Annotated in this window: 19 protein-coding genes and 1 pseudogene; 17 read left to right on the top strand and 3 right to left on the bottom strand. The window is 69.5% G+C overall.

Features of this window, described 5'->3' with window-relative positions:
* Nucleotides 1-8: 8 nt before the first annotated feature.
* The gene (locus EV141_RS11090) at nt 9-2,267 is read left to right on the top strand and encodes a RelA/SpoT family protein (RefSeq protein ID WP_130486038.1); all 2,259 of its coding nucleotides are present in this window, start codon (nt 9-11) and stop codon (nt 2,265-2,267) included.
* Nucleotides 2,268-2,285: 18 nt separating this feature from the next.
* Here the strand turns inward: EV141_RS11090 and EV141_RS12465 are convergent.
* From EV141_RS12465 to EV141_RS11075, 3 genes and pseudogenes are all read right to left on the bottom strand, one after another.
* Nucleotides 2,286-2,861, bottom strand: a pseudogene (locus EV141_RS12465) (type IV toxin-antitoxin system AbiEi family antitoxin); the annotation flags it as partial.
* A 41-nt stretch (nt 2,862-2,902) separates the two neighbouring features.
* Nucleotides 2,903-4,135, bottom strand: a complete 1,233-nt coding sequence (locus EV141_RS11080) for a DUF349 domain-containing protein (RefSeq protein ID WP_130486036.1) — start codon at nt 4,133-4,135, stop codon at nt 2,903-2,905.
* A gap of 113 nt (nt 4,136-4,248) precedes the next feature.
* A complete protein-coding gene (locus tag EV141_RS11075; protein WP_130486035.1) occupies nt 4,249-5,019 on the bottom strand; it encodes a peptidylprolyl isomerase in 771 nt (256 codons plus the stop codon).
* 139 nt (nt 5,020-5,158) lie between these two features.
* Here EV141_RS11075 and EV141_RS11070 point away from each other — a divergent pair, with 139 nt between their 5' ends.
* From EV141_RS11070 to EV141_RS10995, 16 genes are all read left to right on the top strand, one after another.
* A complete protein-coding gene (locus tag EV141_RS11070) occupies nt 5,159-6,457 on the top strand; it encodes a replication-associated recombination protein A (RefSeq protein WP_130486158.1) in 1,299 nt (432 codons plus the stop codon).
* 197 nt (nt 6,458-6,654) lie between these two features.
* The gene (gene rpsD / locus EV141_RS11065; protein ID WP_130486034.1) at nt 6,655-7,284 is read left to right on the top strand and encodes a 30S ribosomal protein S4; all 630 of its coding nucleotides are present in this window, start codon (nt 6,655-6,657) and stop codon (nt 7,282-7,284) included.
* A 145-nt stretch (nt 7,285-7,429) separates the two neighbouring features.
* Complete coding sequence (locus EV141_RS11060) at nt 7,430-7,657, top strand: hypothetical protein (protein WP_130486033.1); 228 nt, start codon at nt 7,430-7,432, stop codon at nt 7,655-7,657.
* 6 nt (nt 7,658-7,663) lie between these two features.
* Nucleotides 7,664-10,321 (top strand): alanine--tRNA ligase, encoded by a 2,658-nt coding sequence (gene alaS, locus EV141_RS11055; protein WP_130486032.1) that lies wholly within the window; start codon nt 7,664-7,666, stop codon nt 10,319-10,321.
* The gene (ruvX, locus tag EV141_RS11050; protein ID WP_130486031.1) at nt 10,318-10,794 is read left to right on the top strand and encodes a Holliday junction resolvase RuvX; all 477 of its coding nucleotides are present in this window, start codon (nt 10,318-10,320) and stop codon (nt 10,792-10,794) included. Before alaS ends, ruvX begins: the two co-directional genes overlap by 4 nt.
* A complete protein-coding gene (gene mltG / locus EV141_RS11045; RefSeq protein ID WP_157985551.1) occupies nt 10,791-12,065 on the top strand; it encodes an endolytic transglycosylase MltG in 1,275 nt (424 codons plus the stop codon). Before ruvX ends, mltG begins: the two co-directional genes overlap by 4 nt.
* Nucleotides 12,058-12,927 carry a shikimate dehydrogenase gene (locus tag EV141_RS11040; protein WP_241969237.1) on the top strand — a complete coding sequence of 290 codons (870 nt, stop codon included), beginning with the start codon at nt 12,058-12,060 and terminating at the stop codon, nt 12,925-12,927. Before mltG ends, EV141_RS11040 begins: the two co-directional genes overlap by 8 nt.
* A gap of 49 nt (nt 12,928-12,976) precedes the next feature.
* Nucleotides 12,977-14,179, top strand: coding sequence for a chorismate synthase (gene aroC, locus EV141_RS11035; protein ID WP_130486029.1), 1,203 nt, complete (start codon nt 12,977-12,979; stop codon nt 14,177-14,179).
* Complete coding sequence (locus EV141_RS11030; RefSeq protein ID WP_241969236.1) at nt 14,172-14,726, top strand: shikimate kinase; 555 nt, start codon at nt 14,172-14,174, stop codon at nt 14,724-14,726. The genes aroC and EV141_RS11030 overlap by 8 nt, the downstream gene beginning before the upstream one ends.
* Nucleotides 14,723-15,799: a 3-dehydroquinate synthase gene (aroB, locus tag EV141_RS11025; RefSeq protein ID WP_130486028.1), complete on the top strand. Its 1,077-nt coding sequence runs from the start codon at nt 14,723-14,725 to the stop codon at nt 15,797-15,799. Before EV141_RS11030 ends, aroB begins: the two co-directional genes overlap by 4 nt.
* A gap of 21 nt (nt 15,800-15,820) precedes the next feature.
* Nucleotides 15,821-16,264, top strand: coding sequence for a type II 3-dehydroquinate dehydratase (locus EV141_RS11020; protein WP_130486027.1), 444 nt, complete (start codon nt 15,821-15,823; stop codon nt 16,262-16,264).
* Nucleotides 16,265-16,343: 79 nt separating this feature from the next.
* The gene (gene efp, locus EV141_RS11015) at nt 16,344-16,907 is read left to right on the top strand and encodes an elongation factor P (protein ID WP_130486155.1); all 564 of its coding nucleotides are present in this window, start codon (nt 16,344-16,346) and stop codon (nt 16,905-16,907) included.
* A gap of 39 nt (nt 16,908-16,946) precedes the next feature.
* Nucleotides 16,947-17,360: a transcription antitermination factor NusB gene (nusB, locus tag EV141_RS11010; protein ID WP_130486026.1), complete on the top strand. Its 414-nt coding sequence runs from the start codon at nt 16,947-16,949 to the stop codon at nt 17,358-17,360.
* 105 nt (nt 17,361-17,465) lie between these two features.
* Entirely contained in the window at nt 17,466-18,284 is an 819-nt protein-coding gene (locus EV141_RS11005) for an ABC transporter ATP-binding protein (RefSeq protein ID WP_130486025.1), read from the top strand.
* A gap of 74 nt (nt 18,285-18,358) precedes the next feature.
* Nucleotides 18,359-19,396: an aliphatic sulfonate ABC transporter substrate-binding protein gene (locus EV141_RS11000; protein WP_130486024.1), complete on the top strand. Its 1,038-nt coding sequence runs from the start codon at nt 18,359-18,361 to the stop codon at nt 19,394-19,396.
* 14 nt (nt 19,397-19,410) lie between these two features.
* A complete protein-coding gene (locus EV141_RS10995) occupies nt 19,411-20,307 on the top strand; it encodes an ABC transporter permease (RefSeq protein WP_130486023.1) in 897 nt (298 codons plus the stop codon).
* Nucleotides 20,308-20,398: the final 91 nt, after the last annotated feature.

The following is a 20,398-nucleotide window of genomic DNA, read 5'->3' as shown; positions in this document are numbered from 1 at the left end:
GGCTTCGCATGACCGAGGTGACGCAGAGCACAGCACCGCCGTTGCGCTCGCTGCTGCCGCGCTTGTTCTCGCGGTCGCAGTCGACCGGCGCGCTCGACACGCTGTATCGCACTGTTCGGGCGCAGCACCCGAAGGCTGACATCGCCTTCCTTGAGCGCGCATACCGCGTCGCCGAACGCGCCCACGAGGGCCAGAAGCGCAAGAGCGGTGAGCCGTACATCACGCATCCGCTCGCCGTCGCCCAGATTCTGGCCGAGCTCGGTCTCGGGGTGAAGACCCTCTCCGCCGCGCTGTTGCACGACACCGTGGAAGACACCGACTACACCCTTGACCAGGTGCGCGCCGAGTTCGGTGACGAGGTCGCGATGCTCGTCGACGGCGTCACCAAGCTCGACAAGGTGAAGTACGGCGACTCTGCGCAGGCCGAGACGGTGCGCAAGATGATCGTGGCGATGTCGAAAGACATCCGCGTGCTGGTCATCAAGCTGGCCGACCGACTGCACAACGCGCGCACGTGGGGCTTCGTTGAGGGCGATTCCGCCAAGCGCAAGGCGCAGGAAACGCTCGAGATCTACACGCCGCTCGCGCACCGCCTGGGAATTCAGACCATCAAGTGGGAGCTCGAAGACCTCTCGTTTGCCGTGCTGCACCCGAAGCTGTACGTCGAGATCGAAAGCCTGGTCAAGAACCGCACCCCCGAGCGGGAGAAGTTCGTTCAGCAGGTCATCGACGTCGTGAACGGCGACCTTCGCCAGGCCAAGATCAAGGCCCAGGTCGCCGGCCGACCGAAGCAGTACTACTCGATCTACCAAAAGATGGTGCACCGAGGGCGCGACTTCGACGACATTTATGACCTCACCGGAGTGCGCATCCTCGTCAGTTCCATCCGCGACTGCTATGCGGCTCTCGGTGCTGTGCACGCTCGGTGGAGCCCCATGCCCGGGCGATTCAAGGACTACATCGCGACGCCGAAGTTCAACCTGTACCAGTCGCTGCACACGACCGTGTTCGGCCCGGGCGGGCGCCCCGTCGAGCTACAGATTCGCACGCACGAGATGCATCAGCGGGCCGAGTTCGGCGTCGCCGCCCACTGGGCGTACAAAGAGCGCGTGGCGTCGGGTGGCAAGAGCGATGAGCGCTCCCTGCTCGGCCACGACACCGACATGGCGTGGCTCAAGCACATCTCCGACTGGCAGGCCGAGACCGCCGACCCCGGTGAGTTCCTCGACACCCTGCGCTACGAGATCGGCGCGAAAGAGGTCTACGTCTTCACTCCTCAGGGCAAGGTGATCGGTTTGCCCTCCGGCGCAACCCCGGTCGACTTCGCCTACGCGGTGCACACCGAGATCGGACACCGCACGATGGGTGCGAAGGTCAACGGTCGCCTCATGCCCCTCGACTCCACGCTCGCCAGCGGCGACACCGTCGAAGTCTTCACGTCGAAGAACCCCGACGCGGGCCCGAGCCACGACTGGCTGAACTTCGTTACGTCGACTCGCGCGAAGTCGAAGATTCGGCAATGGTTCACGAAGGAGCGCCGCGACGAGGCGATCGAGCAGGGCAAAGACGCGATCGCCCGGGCAATGCGCAAGCAGAACCTCCCGCTGCAGCGCATGATGTCGCACGATGTCGTCGCGCAGGTCGCGGCCACGCTGCGCTACGAGACGGTGGATGCGCTCTACGCCGCAGTGGGCGAAGGCCACATTTCGACGCAGTCGGTGATCGAGAAGATTCTCGCCGCGATTCACGTCGAGGCAGAGTCTGACGATGAGCCGTTCAGCGTGCCCACCCGCCAGCGCACACCCGTCCGCACGAGCGATTCGGGCATCCTGGTGCGCGGTGCGCCCGACATCCTCGTCAAGCTCGCAAAATGCTGCACGCCCGTGCCGGGCGACGAGATCGTCGGCTTCATCACACGCGGCCAGGGCGTCAGCGTGCACCGTGGTGACTGCACCAACGTGCAGAACCTGCTGACCGAACCCGACCGCATGATCGAGGTCGAGTGGGCCCCCACCAAGAAGAGCGTCTTCCTCGTGCAGATTCAGGTCGAGGCGCTTGATCGCAGCGGGCTGCTATCGGACGTCACGCGGGTGCTGTCTGAGCACCACGTCAACATCCTGTCGGCGAGCGTCAACACCTCACGCGACCGCTTGGCGATCTCGAAGTTCGTGTTCGAAATGGGTGACGTGACCCACCTCGACCGAGTGCTGAATGCGGTGCGCCGCATCGACGCGGTCTACGACGTCTATCGCGTCAGCAACGGCTAGCAGGCGCCGCCGCGCTCGTGTGACGTAGGGCGCGCCTCGCGCCGCGGCGAGGCTCGCGAGGACGGTGGCGACGGGGATGCTCGAGGCCGCCACAATGGCGGTCAACGCGTCGAGAGACACGTCATCGTCGTGCTCGCGCGCGAGGTCGAGCAGCGTTCGGAGGGGACTGGTCACGCGAACGCCCCCGCAGAAGACGAGCTCGCCGTCGTCGATCACGAGCTCGCGCGCCCCTGTTCGGCGGCGGACACCGCTCGGCACCCGCGCGGCCACGTTCACGGCGACCGAGGCGGCCGCGGGTTCGGCGCACCAGCCGTGCACCCACGCGGCGCTGCGCCGTTCGGCGAAGAGCCGCGGGTCGGCACGCAGCGCCGCCAGCGAGCGGGCGCGATCACCCGGTAACGCGGGAGCGTCGATCGGCAGGTAGGCGTCGCCGAGAGAGACGATCTCGCCATCGAGCGCGGCAGCGCGCAGTTCGGCGTCGCTCAGCGGGGCGAGCGCGCGGGGGTCGGGGGAGCCGGACGGGGAGTCAGGAATGATGAGCACAGACACGGGGCGCAGTGTGCGCGCGGCGTCCCCGGGCGGCGACCCGAGCATCCGAACCGGGGGATAACTGCCGCCTGGGGAAAACTGCCTCGTTACTCGCCGACGGCGGCGAGCCACGCGCGCCGCGCCTCGAGCGACTCGGTGAGCTCGGCGACGGCCGCCGTATTCTTCGCCGCCTTGGCCTCGGCCAGCTGAGCTTCCAGCTGAGCGATCGCGTCGTGCAGCTGGGCGGCCAGGCCCTCCGAGCGCGCCTTCTTTTCGGGGTCAGACTTCTGCCAGTGCGCCTCTTCGAGCGACTTCACGGCCTGTTCGATTTTGCGCAGGCGGTCTTCAACGACGCGCACCTGCTCGCGGGGCACCTTGCCGATCGCGTCCCAGCGGCGCTGGATGTTCGTGAGCGTGTTGCGCGCGACCACGCGGTCGGTGGCAGTGAGCAGCGACTCGGCCTCGGCGAGCAGCGCCAGCTTCTGCTCGAGGTTGCCCTGGAACTCTTCGTTTTCGCGCGCGTCGACCTCAGACTTCGCCTGGTACAGCACGTCGCCCGCGGCCTTGAATGCGGCCCACAGGGCGTCGTCAACCTTCTTGCCGGCGCGACCCGCGGCCTTCCACTCGTCGAGCAGACGGCGATAGGCAGGGATGCCGGCGGCGCCCTGCGAGGCGAGCGCCTCCGCTTTGGTGATCAGCGCTTGCTTCGCCTGCTTGGCGCCCTTGTGCTCGGCGTCGAGGTTCGCGAAGAAGGCGCGGCGGTTCTGGTCGAGAGTGCCTCGGGCGGCGCGGAATCGCTTCCAGAGATCGTCGGCCTGCTTCTTCGGAAGGCGCGGGCCGGTCTGCTGGTGTTCCTTCCAGCGGGTGAACAGCGCCTCCATCTGCGCGGTGGCCTGCTTCCACTGAATCGACTGCGGGTCTTTTGCGGCAAGGGCCTCGGCCTCGGCGACGATGGCGGTGCGCTCGCTGATGGCCGCCTCGAGTGCGGCCTGAGCCTCGGCCTGCTGCTCCTCCGTGAGCTTCTCAACGGCGCCGCCGAGGGCATCCAAGCGTGTACGGAGCGCCGGAAGGTCGCCCACGGCAGCCGCGTCGGTGAGCGTCGTGCGCAGAGCCGTCACGGTCTTCGCGACGTCGGCGGCCGGTGCGCCGCCGCGGGCGCGCTGCTCAACGAGCGCGACCTGGGTCTCGAGCTCAACGTACTTGCGGGTGAAGTAGGCGAGCGCCTCCTCCGGGGTGCCATCGGGGTACTGGCCGACCGCGCGTTCGACGCCGTCATCCGTCACGAAAACGGTGCCCGTCTCGTCCACTCGGCCGAAGGTCGTCTGGTCGTTCACAGCCACGGGTGCATCTTCCTCATCGACGGGGGAGCGCAGGGAGTGCCCTGCGGGCGGGGTTCAGCATATTCCACGGGCGCGCGCGCCCGACGGCCAGGACGCCGCCGCACGCGGCATCGCTACTCGATCGTGATGGAGGTGATCGTGGTGGGGATGCGCGGGGCGCCATCCGGGGCGCCGCCCTCGATTCCGCCGGCCACGATTGTGTTCGTGAGCTCGTCGAGCCCCGAGGTCACCTCGCCGATCACCGTGTAGCCGCCGGCGGCGTCGGTCGGAATCGCCGAGTCGCCGTACACGATGAAGAATTGGCTACCCATGCTGAAGGCGTCGCCGCCGGCACGCGCCATCGCGATCGTGCCCGCCGAGTAGAGGCTGTCGGCCGGGGCGTTCTCGACCGGTCCGAAGCGGAAGTCGGGGCCGCCGGTGCCGTCACCGGCCGGGTCGCCGCACTGCAGCACGAAGATGTTGCCCGAGGTCAGGCGGTGGCAGCTGAGTCCGTCGTAGAAGCCGTCGGTGATGAGCGTGGTCACCGCGGCGACGGCCTGCGGGGCCGCGGCGCCGTCGAGCTCGATGCCGAGCTCCACCTCGTCGTTGAGCGTGAGGGCTCCCGTCCAGGTGCGGTCCTCGCTGAGCGCGGGGTCGGGCGCCTCGGCCGTGGGCTCAGGCGTCGGTGACGCGCTCGCTGAGGGCTCGGGCTCGGGCGCGCCGGGGCCGAATTGGTAGGCGAGGAGGGCGCCGCTCGCGATGGCGGCGGCCGCCACGACCGCGATCAGGCTCGCGATGTTGTCGCGGCGACGGCGGCGCAACGCCCCGTCGTGCACGGTCTGGCGCGCCTGGTACCGACGCAGCCTCTCGCGTGCTTCGCGATCCTTCGACGACGCCTGGGCCATGCGCGCTCCTTCGTGTGCGGGTCAACTCACCGCGTCGAACTCTAGTCGAGCGCCCCGGTGCCCTGTCGCCGCGCCCGACTAGCCTGGTCGGGTGACGCAACAGGGACTCCACCGCGGGCAGACGCCGCTCGCCGTGCGCATGCGTCCGACCCGACTCGACGAGGTCGCGGGGCAGTCGCACTTGCTGGGCCCGGGGTCGCCACTCGTGGCGCTTGCCTCTGACGACCCGACGTCGACACCGAGCGCGGTCTCGGTGATTCTCTGGGGCCCACCCGGCACCGGCAAGACCACGCTGGCGCAGGCGATCGCCCGACAGTCGGGGCGCCGATTCGTCGAGCTGTCGGCGATCACCGCCGGGGTGAAAGACGTGCGCGAGGTGATGGAACGCGCCCTCAGCGATCGCGATCTGTACGGCTCGACGACGGTGCTGTTTCTCGACGAGATTCACCGCTTCACCAAGGCGCAACAGGATGCGCTCCTTCCGGGCGTCGAAAACGGCTGGGTCGTGCTCATTGCGGCCACGACCGAGAACCCGAGCTTCTCGGTCATCTCGCCGCTGCTGAGCCGCAGCCTGCTGCTCACCCTCAAGACTCTCGAAGACGACGACCTCGGCATGCTCGTTGACCGCGCCGTCGACGACCCACGCGGACTCGCGGGCCGCGTCGCTCTCGACGCAGAGGCGAGGGCGGCGCTCGTTCGCCTCGCATCGGGGGATGCCCGTCGCGCGCTGACAGCGCTGGAGGCGGCCGCGCAGACGGCCGTCGCGACCGCCGATGACGAGGACGAGCATCCGATCATCACGGCGGAGGCGGTCTCCGCCGCCGTCGACCGGGCGCTGTTGCGCTACGACCGCGCGGGCGACGAGCACTACGACGTCATCAGCGCCTTCATCAAGTCGATTCGGGGCAGTGACCCCGACGCGGCGCTGCACTACCTCGCGCGCATGATCGAGGCGGGGGAGGATCCCCGGTTTATCGCACGCCGCGTCATCATCTCGGCCGCGGAAGACATCGGGGTCGCCGACCCTCAGGCGCTTCCCCTCGCGGTCGCTGCCGCCCAGGCCGTGCAGCTCATCGGAATGCCCGAGGGGCGCATCCCGCTCGCCGAGGCCGTCGTCTACCTCGCGACCGCGCCAAAGTCGAACGCCGCCTACCTCGGCATCGACGCCGCGCTCGCTGACGTGCGGGCGGGCAAGGCGGGGGTCGTGCCGGCGCACCTGCGCGACGCGCACTACCCGGGCGCCAAGGCGCTCGGCCACGGAAAGGGCTACCGCTACCCACACGACGAGTCACACGGCGTCTCGACCCAGCAGTATCTGCCCGACCGCCTCGCGGGCCGCGAGTACTACCGGCCCACGGCGCGCGGCGTCGAGCGCGACATCGCCGCACGGCTCGAGAAGTTGCGCGCGATCATTCGCGGTCGCGAGGCCGAGAGCTGAGCGAGGGCAGCGCGCTCGCCCCCGCACGGGCGTCAGAGCCCCACTCTGCTAAGCTTTACCGGCTCGTCAGGTCACGAGCACATCCCACCCTTTCCTCACGGATCCTCCGGAACGCTGCGACGTGCGCCCGGGTAGGCAGGCGGGATGTACGTCCGTGAGTCGCGAACGCCGCGGCCACGTCAGGAAGGAACCACTTCGTGTCGACTAAGTCACGTACCCGCAGCAAGACCCGCCTCTCGCGCTCGCTCGGCATCGCCCTCACCCCGAAGGCTGCCAAGTACCTCGAGAAGCGCCCCTACGGCCCGGGTGAGCACGGCCGCACCCGCCGCAAGCAGGACAGCGACTACGCGGTTCGTCTGCGCGAGAAGCAGCGTCTGCGCGCCCAGTACGGCATCCGCGAGGCGCAGCTGCGCAACGTCTTCCAGGAGGCCCGCCGCACCGAGGGCATGACCGGTGAGAACCTGGTCGAGCTGCTCGAGATGCGCCTCGACGCCCTCGTGCTTCGCGCAGGCTTCGCCCGCACCACCGCCCAGGCCCGCCAGATGGTCGTGCACCGCCACATCCTCGTCGACGGCCAGCTCGTTGACCGCCCGTCGTTCCGCGTGAAGCCGGGCCAGCTCATCCACGTCAAGCCGAAGAGCGAGGGCATGGAGCCGTTCCAGGTCGCCGCCGCCGGTGGCCACGTCGACGTGCTGCCGAAGACCCCTGGTTACCTCGAGGTCGAGCTCGACAAGCTGCAGGCCCGCCTCGTGCGTCGCCCGAAGCGCGCCGAGGTGCCCGTGACGTGTGAAGTTCAGCTCGTCGTCGAGTACTACGCCGCCCGCTAACGCGAGGCCTCTCACACCGAGCATCCCGACGGGGGCTCAGCCACTGTGGCTGGGCCCCCGTCGGCGTTCCCGGGGCCGCTAGGCTGGGTCACTGCCCGTGTGCGCACTGATTTGCGTATGCCCACCACCCGGTAAGGAGCTCCTCATGAAGAACGCCCTCTGGTTCATCGTCGGCGTGGCGGTCGGCGCTGTTGCCGCCCACCAGTACTCCCGCACCGAGCAGGGTGCCCACTTCTTCGACGAGGTCGACAGCCGCGCACGCGAATTCGGTTCGGCGGTCATTGATGGCTACAAGCAGCGCGAAGCCGAGCTGCGCGCGGCTGTCGCTGAGGCGGAAGACACCATCGCCGACCTCTCGAACAAGCTGAAGTAACCGAAGGTGCAGACCGCTGACATTCAGCGCCGCTGGCTCGACTTCTTCGGGCAGCGCGGCCACACCGTCGTCCCCAGCGCCTCCCTGATCGCCGATGACCCCACGGTCATGTTCACGATCGCGGGAATGGTGCCGTTCATCCCCTACCTGACGGGCGTTGTTCCCGCGCCGTACCCGCGCGCCACCAGTGTGCAGAAGTGCATTCGCACGAACGACATCGAAGAGGTGGGGAAGACCACCCGCCACGGCACGTTCTTCCAGATGAACGGCAACTTCTCGTTCGGCGACTACTTCAAAGAGGGCGCCATCACCTACGCGTGGGAGCTGCTCACGACCCCCGAGTCCGACGGCGGTCTCGGCTTTGCCGAAAAGGACCTCTGGGTCACCGTCTACGAAGACGACGACGAGGCGCGCCAGCTCTGGAAGAAGATCGCCGGCCTCCCCGACGAGCGCATTCAGTCGATGGGCAAGGAAGACAACTACTGGTCGACCGGCCAGCCCGGCCCCGCTGGCCCCTGCAGCGAGATCTACTTCGACCGCGGCCCGGCCTACGGCCCCGAGGGGGGCCCCGCCGTCGACGACACCCGCTACATCGAAATCTGGAACCTCGTCTTCATGCAGTACGCCATTGAGGACGTGCGGTCGAAGACCGAGTTCCGCATCGTGGGCGAGCTGCCGAACAAAAACATCGACACCGGCATGGGCATGGAGCGCGTCGCGTTCCTGAAGCAGGGCGTCGAGAACATGTACGAGATCGACCAGGTGCGCCCCGTGCTCGACGCCGCGGCCGCCCTCTCGGGGCGTCGCTACGGCGCGAACCCCGACGACGACGTGCGGATGCGCGTGATCGCCGACCACGTGCGCTCCAGCCTCATGCTGATGACCGACGGCGTCGCCCCCGGCAACGAGGGCCGCGGCTACATCTTGCGTCGCCTCATGCGCCGCTCGATCCGCGCAATGCGCCTGCTCGGCGTGGATGCGCCGAGCTTCGACACGCTGTTCGCCGCATCGCGTGACGCGATGAGCGCCGCCTATCCCGAGGTCGCGCAGAACTACGACCGCGTCTCGCGCCTCGCCCTCGGCGAAGAGGATGCGTTCTTGCGCACCCTCGTCGCCGGAACGAGCATCCTGGATGTCGCGGTCGCCGATACGAAGACGGGTGGCGGTTCCGTGCTGGCCGGCGACACCGCCTTCCAATTGCACGACACCTTCGGATTCCCGATCGACCTCACGCTGGAAATGGCGGAGGAGGCTGGCCTTTCGGTCGACCGCGAGGCGTTCGACCGCTTGATGGCCGAGCAGCGCTCGCGCGCGAAGGCCGACGCGAAGTCGAAGAAGGCCGTGCTCGCCGACGTCTCGGTGTACGGCGCCTTCCGCTCGCTCGGCGAGACCCGCTTCCTGGGCTACGACGAGCTTGAGGCCGAGACGCGGGTCGTCGGCATCATCGTCGACGGTGTCAGCGTCGACCGCGCGACCGTCGGGCAGCTCGCCGAGGTGATACTCGCCGAGACGACGCTCTACGCCGAGTCGGGTGGGCAAGACGCCGACGAGGGAACGATTGTCGGCGAGGGCTTCGAACTCGAGGTGCTCGACGTGCAGCGCCCCATCGCGGGGCTCGTCAGCCACCGCGTCGAGGTGCGCACGGGCGAGGTGTCGGTCGGTTCGAGCGCTCGCACCGTGGTCGACGGCGACTACCGTCGCGCCGCGACACAGGCGCACTCGGCGACGCACGTGATTCACGCTGCGCTTCGGCAGACGCTCGGCCACGACGCCCACCAGTCGGGCTCGTACAACAAGGCCGGCTACATGCGGCTTGACTTCAGCTGGAACCAGGCGCTGAGCCCCGACACGCGCAGCGAGATCGAGGAGATCAGCAACATCGCGGTGCGCGACAACCTCGAGGTCGAGACCCGCGTGATGGGTCTCGACGAGGCGAAGAGCCTGGGCGCCATGGCGCTGTTCGGCGAGAAGTACGGCGACCGGGTTCGCGTTGTCGACATCGGCGGGCCTTGGTCGCGTGAGCTCTGTGCGGGCACTCACGTGTCGCGCTCGGCCGAGATCGGCATGATCAGCCTGGTCAGTGAATCGAGCGTCGGGTCGACGAACCGCCGCGTCGAAGCCCTCGTCGGCCTCGATGCGTTCCGCGAGTTCGCGACCGAGCGTGCGCTCGTGCAGCAGCTCACTGCTCAGCTGAAGACTCCGCGCGACAGCCTTGTCGACCGCATCGCCGAGCTGTCGCAGCAGCTCAAGACCGCTGAAAAGCGCATTGCGCAGTTCGAGGCGCAGAAGCTCTCCGAGCGCGTGCCCGCGCTCGTGCAGTCGGCCGAATCGGTCGGCGCCGTGCAGCTCGTCGCAGCCGACCTCGGCGCCGTCGGCTCGGCCGATGACGTGCGCAGTCTCGCGCAGAGCGTGCGCGAGCGCCTCGCGGGTTCTGCCGCGGTCATCGCCCTCGCCGGCCACGCCGGCGGCAAGGCGACGGTCATCGTCGCGACCACGCCGACGGCCCGTGACGCGGGCGCCCGTGCCGGCGAGCTCGCGAAGCGCGCATCCGCGGTACTCGGCGGTGGCGGCGGCGGTAAGGACGACCTCGCCCAGGGTGGCGGGCCGAAGCTCGAGCTCGTGGGCGACGCCTTGGCCGCGGTGCGCGAGGCCCTGCAGGGCTGAGCGGCGTGCGCTCGGGGGTGCGGCTCGGCATCGACGTGGGGAAGGCCCGCGTTGGCGTCGCGCGCAGCGATCTGCACGGCATGCTGGCGACGCCCGTCGAGACGGTGCCGCGCGACGCGCGGTCACTCGATCGGGTGGCGACACTCGCCGCCGAACACGAGGCGATCGAACTCGTCGTCGGGCTTCCCCTCTCGATGAGCGGCGGCGACACGCCCTCGACGACGGATGCGCGCGACTTCGCGGCCGCCCTCGCCGAGCGCGGTCTCGCGGTGCGCCTCGTCGACGAGCGCCTCACAACGGTCTCCGCGCAGCGCGCCCTGCACGGGGCGGGGCGCACCGCCAAGTCGAGCAGGCACGTGGTCGACCAGGTCGCCGCTGTTATCCTGCTCCAGCACGCCCTCGATCATGAGCGCTCCCGTGGTGAGCCGCCCGGCGTGACCCTGACGGCCGACGGAGGACACCCGACATCGTGACCGATTCCCGCCCCGACAACGCCGACAACGACGCCTGGGACGCGATCTTCCGCACGCAGCCCGACGGCGAGCCTGCCGCTGACACCGGCGCCGACCCGAGCGCGACGGCGGCCGCACCGACCAGCCGGCGCGCCGCCCGCGCGATCGCCGCGTCCGCGCCCGGCCGGGGGCGAGCATCCCGCGAATCGCGCCCGAAGAAGCGGCGAAAGTGGCCGTGGGTGCTGCTCGCGGTCTTCCTCGTGCTCGTCGGTGGTGCAGGTGCCGCCGCGTGGTGGGCCTGGTCGAACTACGAGCCGCAGATTCGCGAGGTGCTCGGCATCGAGCTGCCGAACGACTACGAGGGCACCGGCAACGGCACCGAGGTATTGTTCGCGATCCAGCCGGGTGACATCGGTTCCGATATCGCGACGAACCTCGTCGACGCGGGCGTCACCATGACGTTCGACGCGTTCTACGACCTGCTGCTGGCCGACCCGAGCATCCAGTTCCAGCCGGGCACCTATCCGCTTGAGGAGGAGATGTCGGCGCAGGCCGCGCTCGACGTACTCGCCGATTCCGAGAACATCATCACGATCCGCGCCCTCGTGCGCGAGGGCTTGCGCGCCGGCGAGGTCATCGCGGCGTTGTCCGAGGCGACGGGGGTGCCGCTCGAGGACTACGAGGCGGCCATCGCCGACCCGCAGGCGCTCGGGGTCCCCGCCGAGGCGCCCAACATCGAGGGCTACCTCTTCCCGGCCACCTACACCTTCGAGCCGGGCCTCACCGCTCTCGACCACGTCCAACGCCTCGTGAACGAGACGTTCTCCCGATTGGATGCGCGCGGCGTCGCCGTCGAGGATCGCCACCGCATTCTGACCATCGCCTCCCTTATTCAGCGCGAAGCGCGTCTGGAGGAGGACTTCTACCGGGTGTCGCGCGTGATTCAGAACCGGCTCGCGATCGACATGATGCTGCAGTTCGACTCGGCGACCCAGTACGGCACGGGTGACACCGGCTCGGTCTGGTCGAGCGCCGAGGCGCTCGGAGACGACAACCCGTACAACACCTACGCGATCACCGGCCTCCCCATTGGCCCCATCGCGGCCCCCGGTGACGTCGCCCTCGACGCAGCCCTGGCGCCCGCCGACGGCGAGTGGCTGTACTTCGTCACGATCGACCTGCGCACCGGCGAGACGCAGTTCTCGAACACGCTCGCCGAGCACGAACAGGGCGTCGCGCGGCTGCGGGAGTGGTGCCGCGCGAGCGACGAAAACAGCGCGTTCTGTGCCTGAGCGCTCGATGGCCGGGGGTTCCGCGGCCGAGCGTCGCCTCGGCGTGATCGGCTCGCCGATCGGCCACTCTTTGTCACCTGCCCTCCACCGCGCGGCGTACCGCACCCTGGGGCTCGACTGGAGCTACGGCCGGCACGAGGTGCGCGAGGGCGGCCTGGAGGCGTTCGTCGATGGCCTCGACCGCCGGTGGCGCGGCCTGTCGGCCACCATGCCGCTCAAGGAGGAGGTCGCGGCGCTCGCGACCGGCGCCGACCGCACGGTCGAGCTGACGGGCGCCGCCAACACCCTGCTGCTCGACGGCGGGCGGCGCATCGCCCGCAACACCGACGTCGCGGGTGTCGAGCGTGCGCTGCGCGATGCGGGGGCCGATGAGGTCGAGCACGCCGTCGTCGTCGGCGCGGGCGCGACCGCCCGCAGCGTCATCGTCGCCCTCGACGAGATGGGGCTGAGGGGGGTCACCGTCCTCGTGCGCGACCCCGCCCGCGCGCTCGCCGTGAACGCTCTCGCCGACGAGCTGGGTCTCGAGCTCGACCTCGTCGACATCGCGAACCTCCGGCACGTCGTCGACGGCACCGACGTCGTGGCCTGGACCCTGCCGAACGGGGTTCCGCTGCCGGGCGAACTGGCCCTCGACGGCGAGCCCGATGCCATCGCACTCGACGTGACGTACTCACCCTGGCCCGGCCCGCTTGCCGCGCCATGGCTCGCGGCCGGAGGCCGTGTCGCCTCCGGGCGCGACATGCTGCTGCACCAGGCGGTCAGGCAGGTGCGCTTCTTCGTCAGCGGTCAAACCGAATCGCCGCTGCCAGACGAAGACGCCGTCGAGGCGGCGATGCGGGCGGCGCTGCCGGACGCGTCCTGACGGGCTGCCGCGTGCATCCGGCCCGTGTGGGCCGTGGGAGGATGGAGCAATGCTGCGCTGGTTGACCGCTGGAGAATCGCACGGGCCCGAACTCGTGGCCATCCTCGAAGGGCTCCCCGCCGGAGTGCCCGTCACCCGGGAGGCCATTCAGGCCGACCTCGCCCGGCGCAAGCTCGGCTACGGCCGCGGCGCTCGCATGAAGTTCGAGGCCGACCAGCTCGACATCTCGGGTGGCATCCGACACGGCGTCACCATGGGAAGCCCCGTCGCTCTGCGCATCGGCAACACCGAGTGGCCCAAGTGGACCACCGTCATGAGCCCCGACCCGGTCGACCCCGCCGAACTCACGGGCGGCCGCGGTGCCCCGCTCACGCGCCCTCGCCCCGGCCACGCCGACCTCGTCGGCATGCAGAAGTACGGCTTCGACGAGTCGCGCCCCGTGCTCGAGCGCGCGAGCGCCCGCGAGACCGCGGCCCGCGTCGCGCTCGGCGCGGTGGCGCGCGCGTTCCTCAGCGAGCTGGGCATTCGTCTCGTGAGCCACACGCTGTCGATCGGCCCCGTGCGCGTGCCCGACGACGCGCCGCTGCCGCTGCCGTCTGACGTCGAGCGCCTCGATGCCGACCCCCTGCGCTGCCTGCACGCTGACACCTCGGCCGCGATGGTCGCCGAGGTCGACGCCGCCCACAAAGACGGCGACACGCTCGGTGGCGTCGTCGAGGTGCTCGCCTACGGCGTGCCGCCGGGGCTCGGCTCGTACACGCACTGGGATCGCCGCCTCGACGCGAAGCTCGCCCACGCCCTCATGGGCATCCAAGCCATCAAGGGGGTTGAGGTCGGCGACGGCTTTGAAACCACTCGCCGCCGAGGCTCGGTAGCCCACGACGAACTCGTGCCGGGCGATGGCCTCGTCGAGCGACTGAGCGACCGCGCGGGTGGCACCGAGGGCGGCATGTCGACCGGCACCGTTCTGCGCGTGCGGGCCGGTATGAAGCCGATCGCGACCGTGCCGCACGCCCTGCGCACCATCGACACGACCACCGGTGACGCGGCCCCCGCGCACCACCAGCGCTCCGACGTGTGCGCCGTCCCCGCCGCCGGCGTCGTCGCCGAGGCCATGGTGGCGCTCGTCGTCGCCGACGCCGTGCTCGACAAGTTCGGCGGCGACTCGGTGGCCGAGACGCGCCGCAACCTCGAGGCGTACCTCGCCGCGATCCCGGCCACGCTCGCGACGGCCGTCGCAAGCGGTGACTGACACCGTGCATCCGGATGCTGCTGGCCCCGCCGCGGTACTGATCGGTCCGCCCGCCGCGGGAAAGACCCGCATCGGCAAGCGCGTCGCGCGCGCACTCGACGCGGAGTTCCTCGACACCGACCGGATGATCGTGGAGCGTCACGGCCCGATTCCGGACATCTTCGCGAACGAGGGGGAGGCGACGTTCCGAGCCTACGAGCGCGACGCGGTCGCCGACGCCCTCGCGATCGACGGTGCCGTCGTCGCGCTCGGCGGGGGAGCGGTCATGACGCCCGAGACCGCTAAACGACTTACGGGCATGCCCGTGGTGCTGCTCACCCTGTCGGCCGAGGCGGTCGCCGCGCGGCTCGAGAAGTCGGCGTCGACGCGCCCGCTCGTCGCCGGAGGTCTCGCCCAGTGGGAGGCGCTGGTCGAGCGCCGCATGCCCACCTATGAACGCTTGGCGCGCGCCAGCTGGGACACCTCGACGTTCCCCGCTGATCGCATCGCCCTCGACATCGCCGACTGGGTGCGCGCTGGCGCCCCCGAAAGGAAGGACGCATCATGAGCGACGCCACGATCATCTCCGTCGCCTCGGGAGGCGGCTACGACGTGCACGTCGGCCGTGGCCTCGTCGAGAATCTTGCGGCCGTGCTGCCGCCGAACGCCGCCAAGGTGCTCGTGATCCACGCGCCCGCCATGGGGGTCGTCGCCGAGCGGCTGCGCGAGCAGCTCTCGGGCCGCCTCGAGGTGCTGCTCGCCGAGATTCCGGATGCGGAGGGCGCGAAGCGCGTCGAGGTCGCCGCGTTCTGCTGGCAGATCCTGGGTCAAACCGACTTCACGCGCACGGACGCGATCATCGGCCTCGGTGGCGGAGCGACGACCGACGTCGCCGGCTTCGTCGCCGCCACGTGGCTGCGGGGTGTGCCGTGGATCGCCGTGCCGACGACCGTGCTCGGTGCGGTGGACGCCGCTGTCGGGGGCAAGACCGGCATCAACACGGCGGAGGGCAAAAACCTCGTCGGCGCGTTCTGGGCGCCGCGCGCCGTCGTCGCCGATCTTGACCTCGTGGCGACCCTGCCGAAGAACGACATCCTCGCCGGCTTCGCCGAAATCGTGAAGGCCGGCTTTATCGCCGATGAGCGCATCCTGGAATTGATCGAGGCCGACGTCGACGTCGCAACCGACCCCGCAAGCGACGTGTTCCGCGAGCTCATCGAGCGCGCCATTCGCGTCAAGGCCGATGTCGTCAGCGACGACTTCACCGAGCAGGGTCGCCGCGAGATCTTGAACTACGGCCACACGCTCGGCCACGCGATCGAGCACGCCGAGCGCTACCGCTGGCGCCACGGTTCGGCCGTCGCGATCGGCATGATCTTCGCCGCCGAGCTGTCGCGCCTGGCGACGGGCCTGCCCGACGCGGTCGTCGACCGGCACCGCGCGATCCTCACCTCGCTCACCCTGCCGACGAGTTACCCGCTCGGCCGCTGGAAGACGCTGCTGGCAACCATGCAGCGCGACAAGAAGGCGCGCGCCGGCATGCTGCGCTTCATCGTGCTCGACGACGTCGGGCGCCCGCGGGTCTTGAACGGCACCGACGAGTCGCTGCTGTTCAGCGCGTACCAGGAGGTCGGCGCCTAGCCCCGGCGCTACAGTGACGACATGGCTGACGCGCTGCGGGTCTTCGTTCTCAACGGGCCGAACCTCGATCGGCTGGGCACGCGCCAGCCCGAGGTGTACGGCACGATGACTCTCGCCGACATCGAAGGGATGCTCGCCGAGCACCACGCGGATCTCGCGATCGAGGTGCGCCAGAGCAACGACGAGGCGACACTGATCGCTTGGCTGCATGAGGCCGTCGATGCGCGGGTTCCCGTGATCCTGAACCCGGCCGCGTTCACGCACTACTCGTATGCGCTGCGTGACGCCGCAACCCTCGTCACGGAGGCCGGGCTGACCCTCATCGAGGTGCACCTGTCGAACCCGCACGCCCGCGAAGAGTTTCGCCACACGAGCGTCATCAGCGGCGTGGCTACCGGCGTGATCGCGGGCTTCGGCGCCCACTCGTACCTCCTCGCCCTCGACGAGGTGCGGCGGCGCGCATAGCGTCGACTAGACTTCCCGGTCGGTGCCGACGCGCACCTTGCTCGACTTCTCGCACCCCACGAACGGAAACGACACGCGCATGGCGACCACGAACGACATCAAGAACGGCAGCGTGCTGTCGATCGACGGCCAGCTCTGGAACGTCATCGAGTTCCAGCACGTGAAGCCCGGCAAGGGCGGCGCGTTCGTGCGCACCAAGCTCAAGAACGTGACGAGCGGCAAGGTGGTCGATAAGACCTTCAACGCTGGCACCAAGGTCGACTTCGCCACGGTCGACCGTCGCGACTACCAGTACCTCTACCAAGACGGCGCCGACTTCGTCTTCATGGACCTGTCGGACTACGACCAGGTCACCGTTCCTGCCGCGGTCGTCGGCGACGCCAAGAACTTCATGCTCGAGAACCAGAACGTCACGATCGCCATGCACGAGGGCGCCGCGCTCTACCTCGACCTGCCCGCGTCGGTCGTGCTCGAGGTTACCTACACCGAGCCGGGCCTCCAGGGCGACCGCTCGACCGGCGGCACGAAGCCCGCCACCGTCGAGACCGGCTACGAGATCCAGGTGCCGCTGTTCCTCGAGACGGGCACCAAGGTGAAGGTCGACACTCGCTCGGGTGACTACCTCGGCCGCGTCAACGACTAGCGTCGTGACGCACCCGTTCCGAGCCCCGCGGGGCCACGCGTGAGCGCCCGCACGAAGGCGCGCAAGCGCGCCCTCGACATGCTCTATATCGCCGATGTCCGGCAGCTGCCGCTGCGCGACATCCTGCGCGAGGAGGCCGAGCGCTCTGCCGCCCAGCCCCAGCGCTCGTCGAGCTGGCCATATGCCGAAGAGATCGTGCGTGGGGTGATCGACAACGCCGACGGCATCGACCGTCTGATCGAACTGCACGCGACCGGCTGGAGCCTCGCCCGCATGCCCGCGGTTGACCGCGCGATCTTGCGTGTCGCCGTGTGGGAACTGCTGCACAATCCCGAGGTGCCCGACGCGGTCGCGATCAGCGAGGCCATCGAGGCGGCGACGCTGCTGTCGACCGACGATTCCGCCGCCTTCGTCAACGGGGTTCTCGGGGCAATCGCCGACGGGCGGCACTAGCCAGCACTGGCCAGCCCTGAGGCTGTGTGACGCAATGTTTCACCGGGTGTCACACTGTGTCGCCTGCGCTTGAGGCTCGACGACGCGGCTCCGTACGGTGGCGGCATGACGTTCACCGCACCCTCGACTCTGGCGACCTCGCCCGCACTTCCCGTGCGCCTGTCGGGCGTGGGGCGCTCATTCACCGACGACGCCGGCTCGGGGGAGCGCCCCGTGCTCCGCGACGTTGACCTCGACATCGCCGCCGGTGAAATCGTCGCTTTGATCGGTGCCTCCGGCTGCGGAAAATCGACGCTGCTGCGTCAGATCAGCGGCTTGGATGCGCCCACCACCGGCTCGGTCACGATCGGCGGCGAGGCGGTCACCCCGGCCGACCAGCGCTGCGCCGTGGCCTTCCAAGAACCGCGCCTGCTGCCCTGGCGGTCCATTTCTCGCAACGTCGAACTGGGCATCCCGCGCAGCCTCGACCGCGCCGCCGGTCGTGAGCGTGTTGCCGAGTTGCTCGAACTCGTTCAGCTCACCGACGCCGCCGCGCTGCGCCCCCGTCAGATCTCGGGCGGCATGGCTCAGCGCGTGTCGCTGGCCCGTGCGCTCGCGCGTGGCCCGGGCGTGCTGCTCCTCGACGAGCCCTTCGGCGCGCTGGATGCGCTCACCCGCCTGACGATGCAAGACCTGCTGGTCGACATCCACGCCGTCGAGCCGGCCACAATCGTGCTCGTCACCCACGACGTCGACGAGGCGCTCACCCTCGCCGACCGCGTCGTTCTGCTGGGACGCGACGCGGACGACGCGCCGGGCGCGAGCATCCGCCGCATCGTCGACGTTCCCGGAACGCGTCCGCGCGACCGCGCTGACGCCGAGCTCGCCGAGCTACGCGCCGAACTGCTCGACGCCCTCGGCGTCGACAGCCATCACGGCCACTAGACCGCACCACCCGCACCACCTGCACCACCCACCACCACCCCAACCGCCTCCGGGCACACACGAAAGGCACCACCATGACTCGCCGTCCCCTCATCTCTCTCGCCGCCGTCGCCGCTGTCGCGACGATGGCGATGACGGGGTGCGTCGCAGGCGAGGGCAGTGCCAGCGCTCCCGAGCCCACCGAAAGCGCCGCCGCGGGGGAGTGGTCGAGCGACCGCCTCTCGCTCGACTTCGCGACCTACAACCCGCTCAGCCTGATCATTCGCGACCAGGGCTGGCTCGAGGCCGAGCTCGGCGACGACGTCGAGGTGGTCTGGACCCAGTCGCTCGGCTCGAACCGCGCGAACGAGGGCCTGCGCGCCGGCGAACTCGACCTCGGCTCGACGGCCGGCTCGGCCGCGCTGCTGGCCCGCGCCAACGGCTCGCCGATCCACACGGTTGCCGTGTACACGCAGCCCGAGTGGGCGGCCATTGTCGCGCCAGAAGGATCTGACATCACGGAGGTCGCCGACCTTCGTGGCAAGACGGTCGCGGTCACCGTCGGTACTGACCCCTACTTCTTCCTGCTGCAGGCACTCGAAGAGGCGGGCGTCGACGCGAACGAGGTGAACATCCAGAACCTGCAGCACGCCGATGGTGCGGCAGCCCTCGCGAACGGCACGGTTGACGCCTGGTCGGGGCTGGACCCCATCATGGCCTCCGCTGAGGAAACCGGCGCGACGCTCGTGTACCGCAATATCGACTTCAACTCCTACGGCGTCCTGAACGCGACGGAGGAGTTCATCGAGCAGAGCCCCGACCTGCTGCAGCTCGTCGTCGACGCCTACGAGCGTGCTCGGCAGTGGGCGCTCGACAACCCCGACGAGACCGCGGAGATCCTCGCCGAGGTTGGTGCGATCGATATCGAGATCGCGCGAACCGTCTTGCTCGAGCGAACCGTGATTGATCTCGACCCGGTGCCCGGCGACGTGCAGCTCGATGTGCTGACGACGATCGGCCCGATCCAGGTCGCCAACGGCGACATCGCCTCGCAGGACGCGGTGGACGCGGCTCTCGCAGAGCTGTTCGTGCCCGACTACGCCGCTGCCGCCGACCCCGGTCGGTTCGAGTAGCCAAGGAGGACTCCATGGCCATTGACGAGCGCAATCGCGCCACCGCAGCGCGGCGACCCGAGGATTCGGGCCGCCGCGCTGCGGCGCTCCCTCGCGTCGCCGTCTCCGTCGAGGGACGCTCGACTGTCGACCGTCGCCGCTCCGGCGCGGTGAGCCGACGTCGGCGCCTCGCCCACATCGGCTTGGGCGCCCTGCTGCCGATCGCGATCCTCGCCCTGTGGCAGGCCGCGTCGACCTTCGGCTGGATTCCGGCCTACCGCCTGCCGACCCCCGAGTCGCTCGTCGTCGCGGCGATCGATCTCGGCGAGCGCGGCCTCCTCGGCCTATACATCGCCATCTCGACCCAGCGAGTGCTCATCGGGTTCGCAATCGGCGCGATCATCGGGCTGGTGCTCGGCGCCATCGTGGGACTGTCGCGCCTCGCGGACGGCGCTCTCGCCCCGACGATCGGCGCCCTGCGTGCGGTGCCGTCGCTCGCCTGGGCGCCGCTGCTGCTGCTGTACCTCGGCTTCGGCGAAGACTCGAAGGTCGTGCTGATCGCGATCGGTGCGGCGTTCCCCGTTTACACGACCGTCGCCGGTGCCCTCCGGCACGTCGACCGGCAGCTCGTCGAGCTCGGGCGAGCGTACGGCTACACCGGTGTATCGCTCTTGACGACGGTGCAGTTGCCCGCGATCGTTCCGGCCGTGGTGTCGGGCCTGCGTCTCGCCCTCGCGCAGGCGTGGCTGTTCCTCGTCGCCGCCGAGCTGGTCGGCTCGAGCATGGGTCTCGGCTTCTTGCTTATCGAGTCGCAGAACAATGGCCGCATCGATCGGCTGTTCCTGGCGATCGTCTTGCTCGCCATTCTGGGCAAGACCACGGATGCTCTGGTTGGGCTCCTGGAAAAGCGCCTTCTGAAGCGCTGGGGCTAGCTGTTCTTCCTCGACACGTTGTGATCGGCTGAGGTGAGCGAAGACCTCCGGGAACGATGTGGGTAACCACACTCAGATCGTTTCCACGGAG

The organism is Microcella putealis (assembly GCF_004216575.1).
Classification (GTDB): Bacteria; Actinomycetota; Actinomycetes; order Actinomycetales; family Microbacteriaceae; genus Microcella; species Microcella putealis.
The sequence above is the reverse complement of the archived record's forward strand: the minus strand, read 5'-3'. Positions and strand labels throughout refer to the sequence as shown.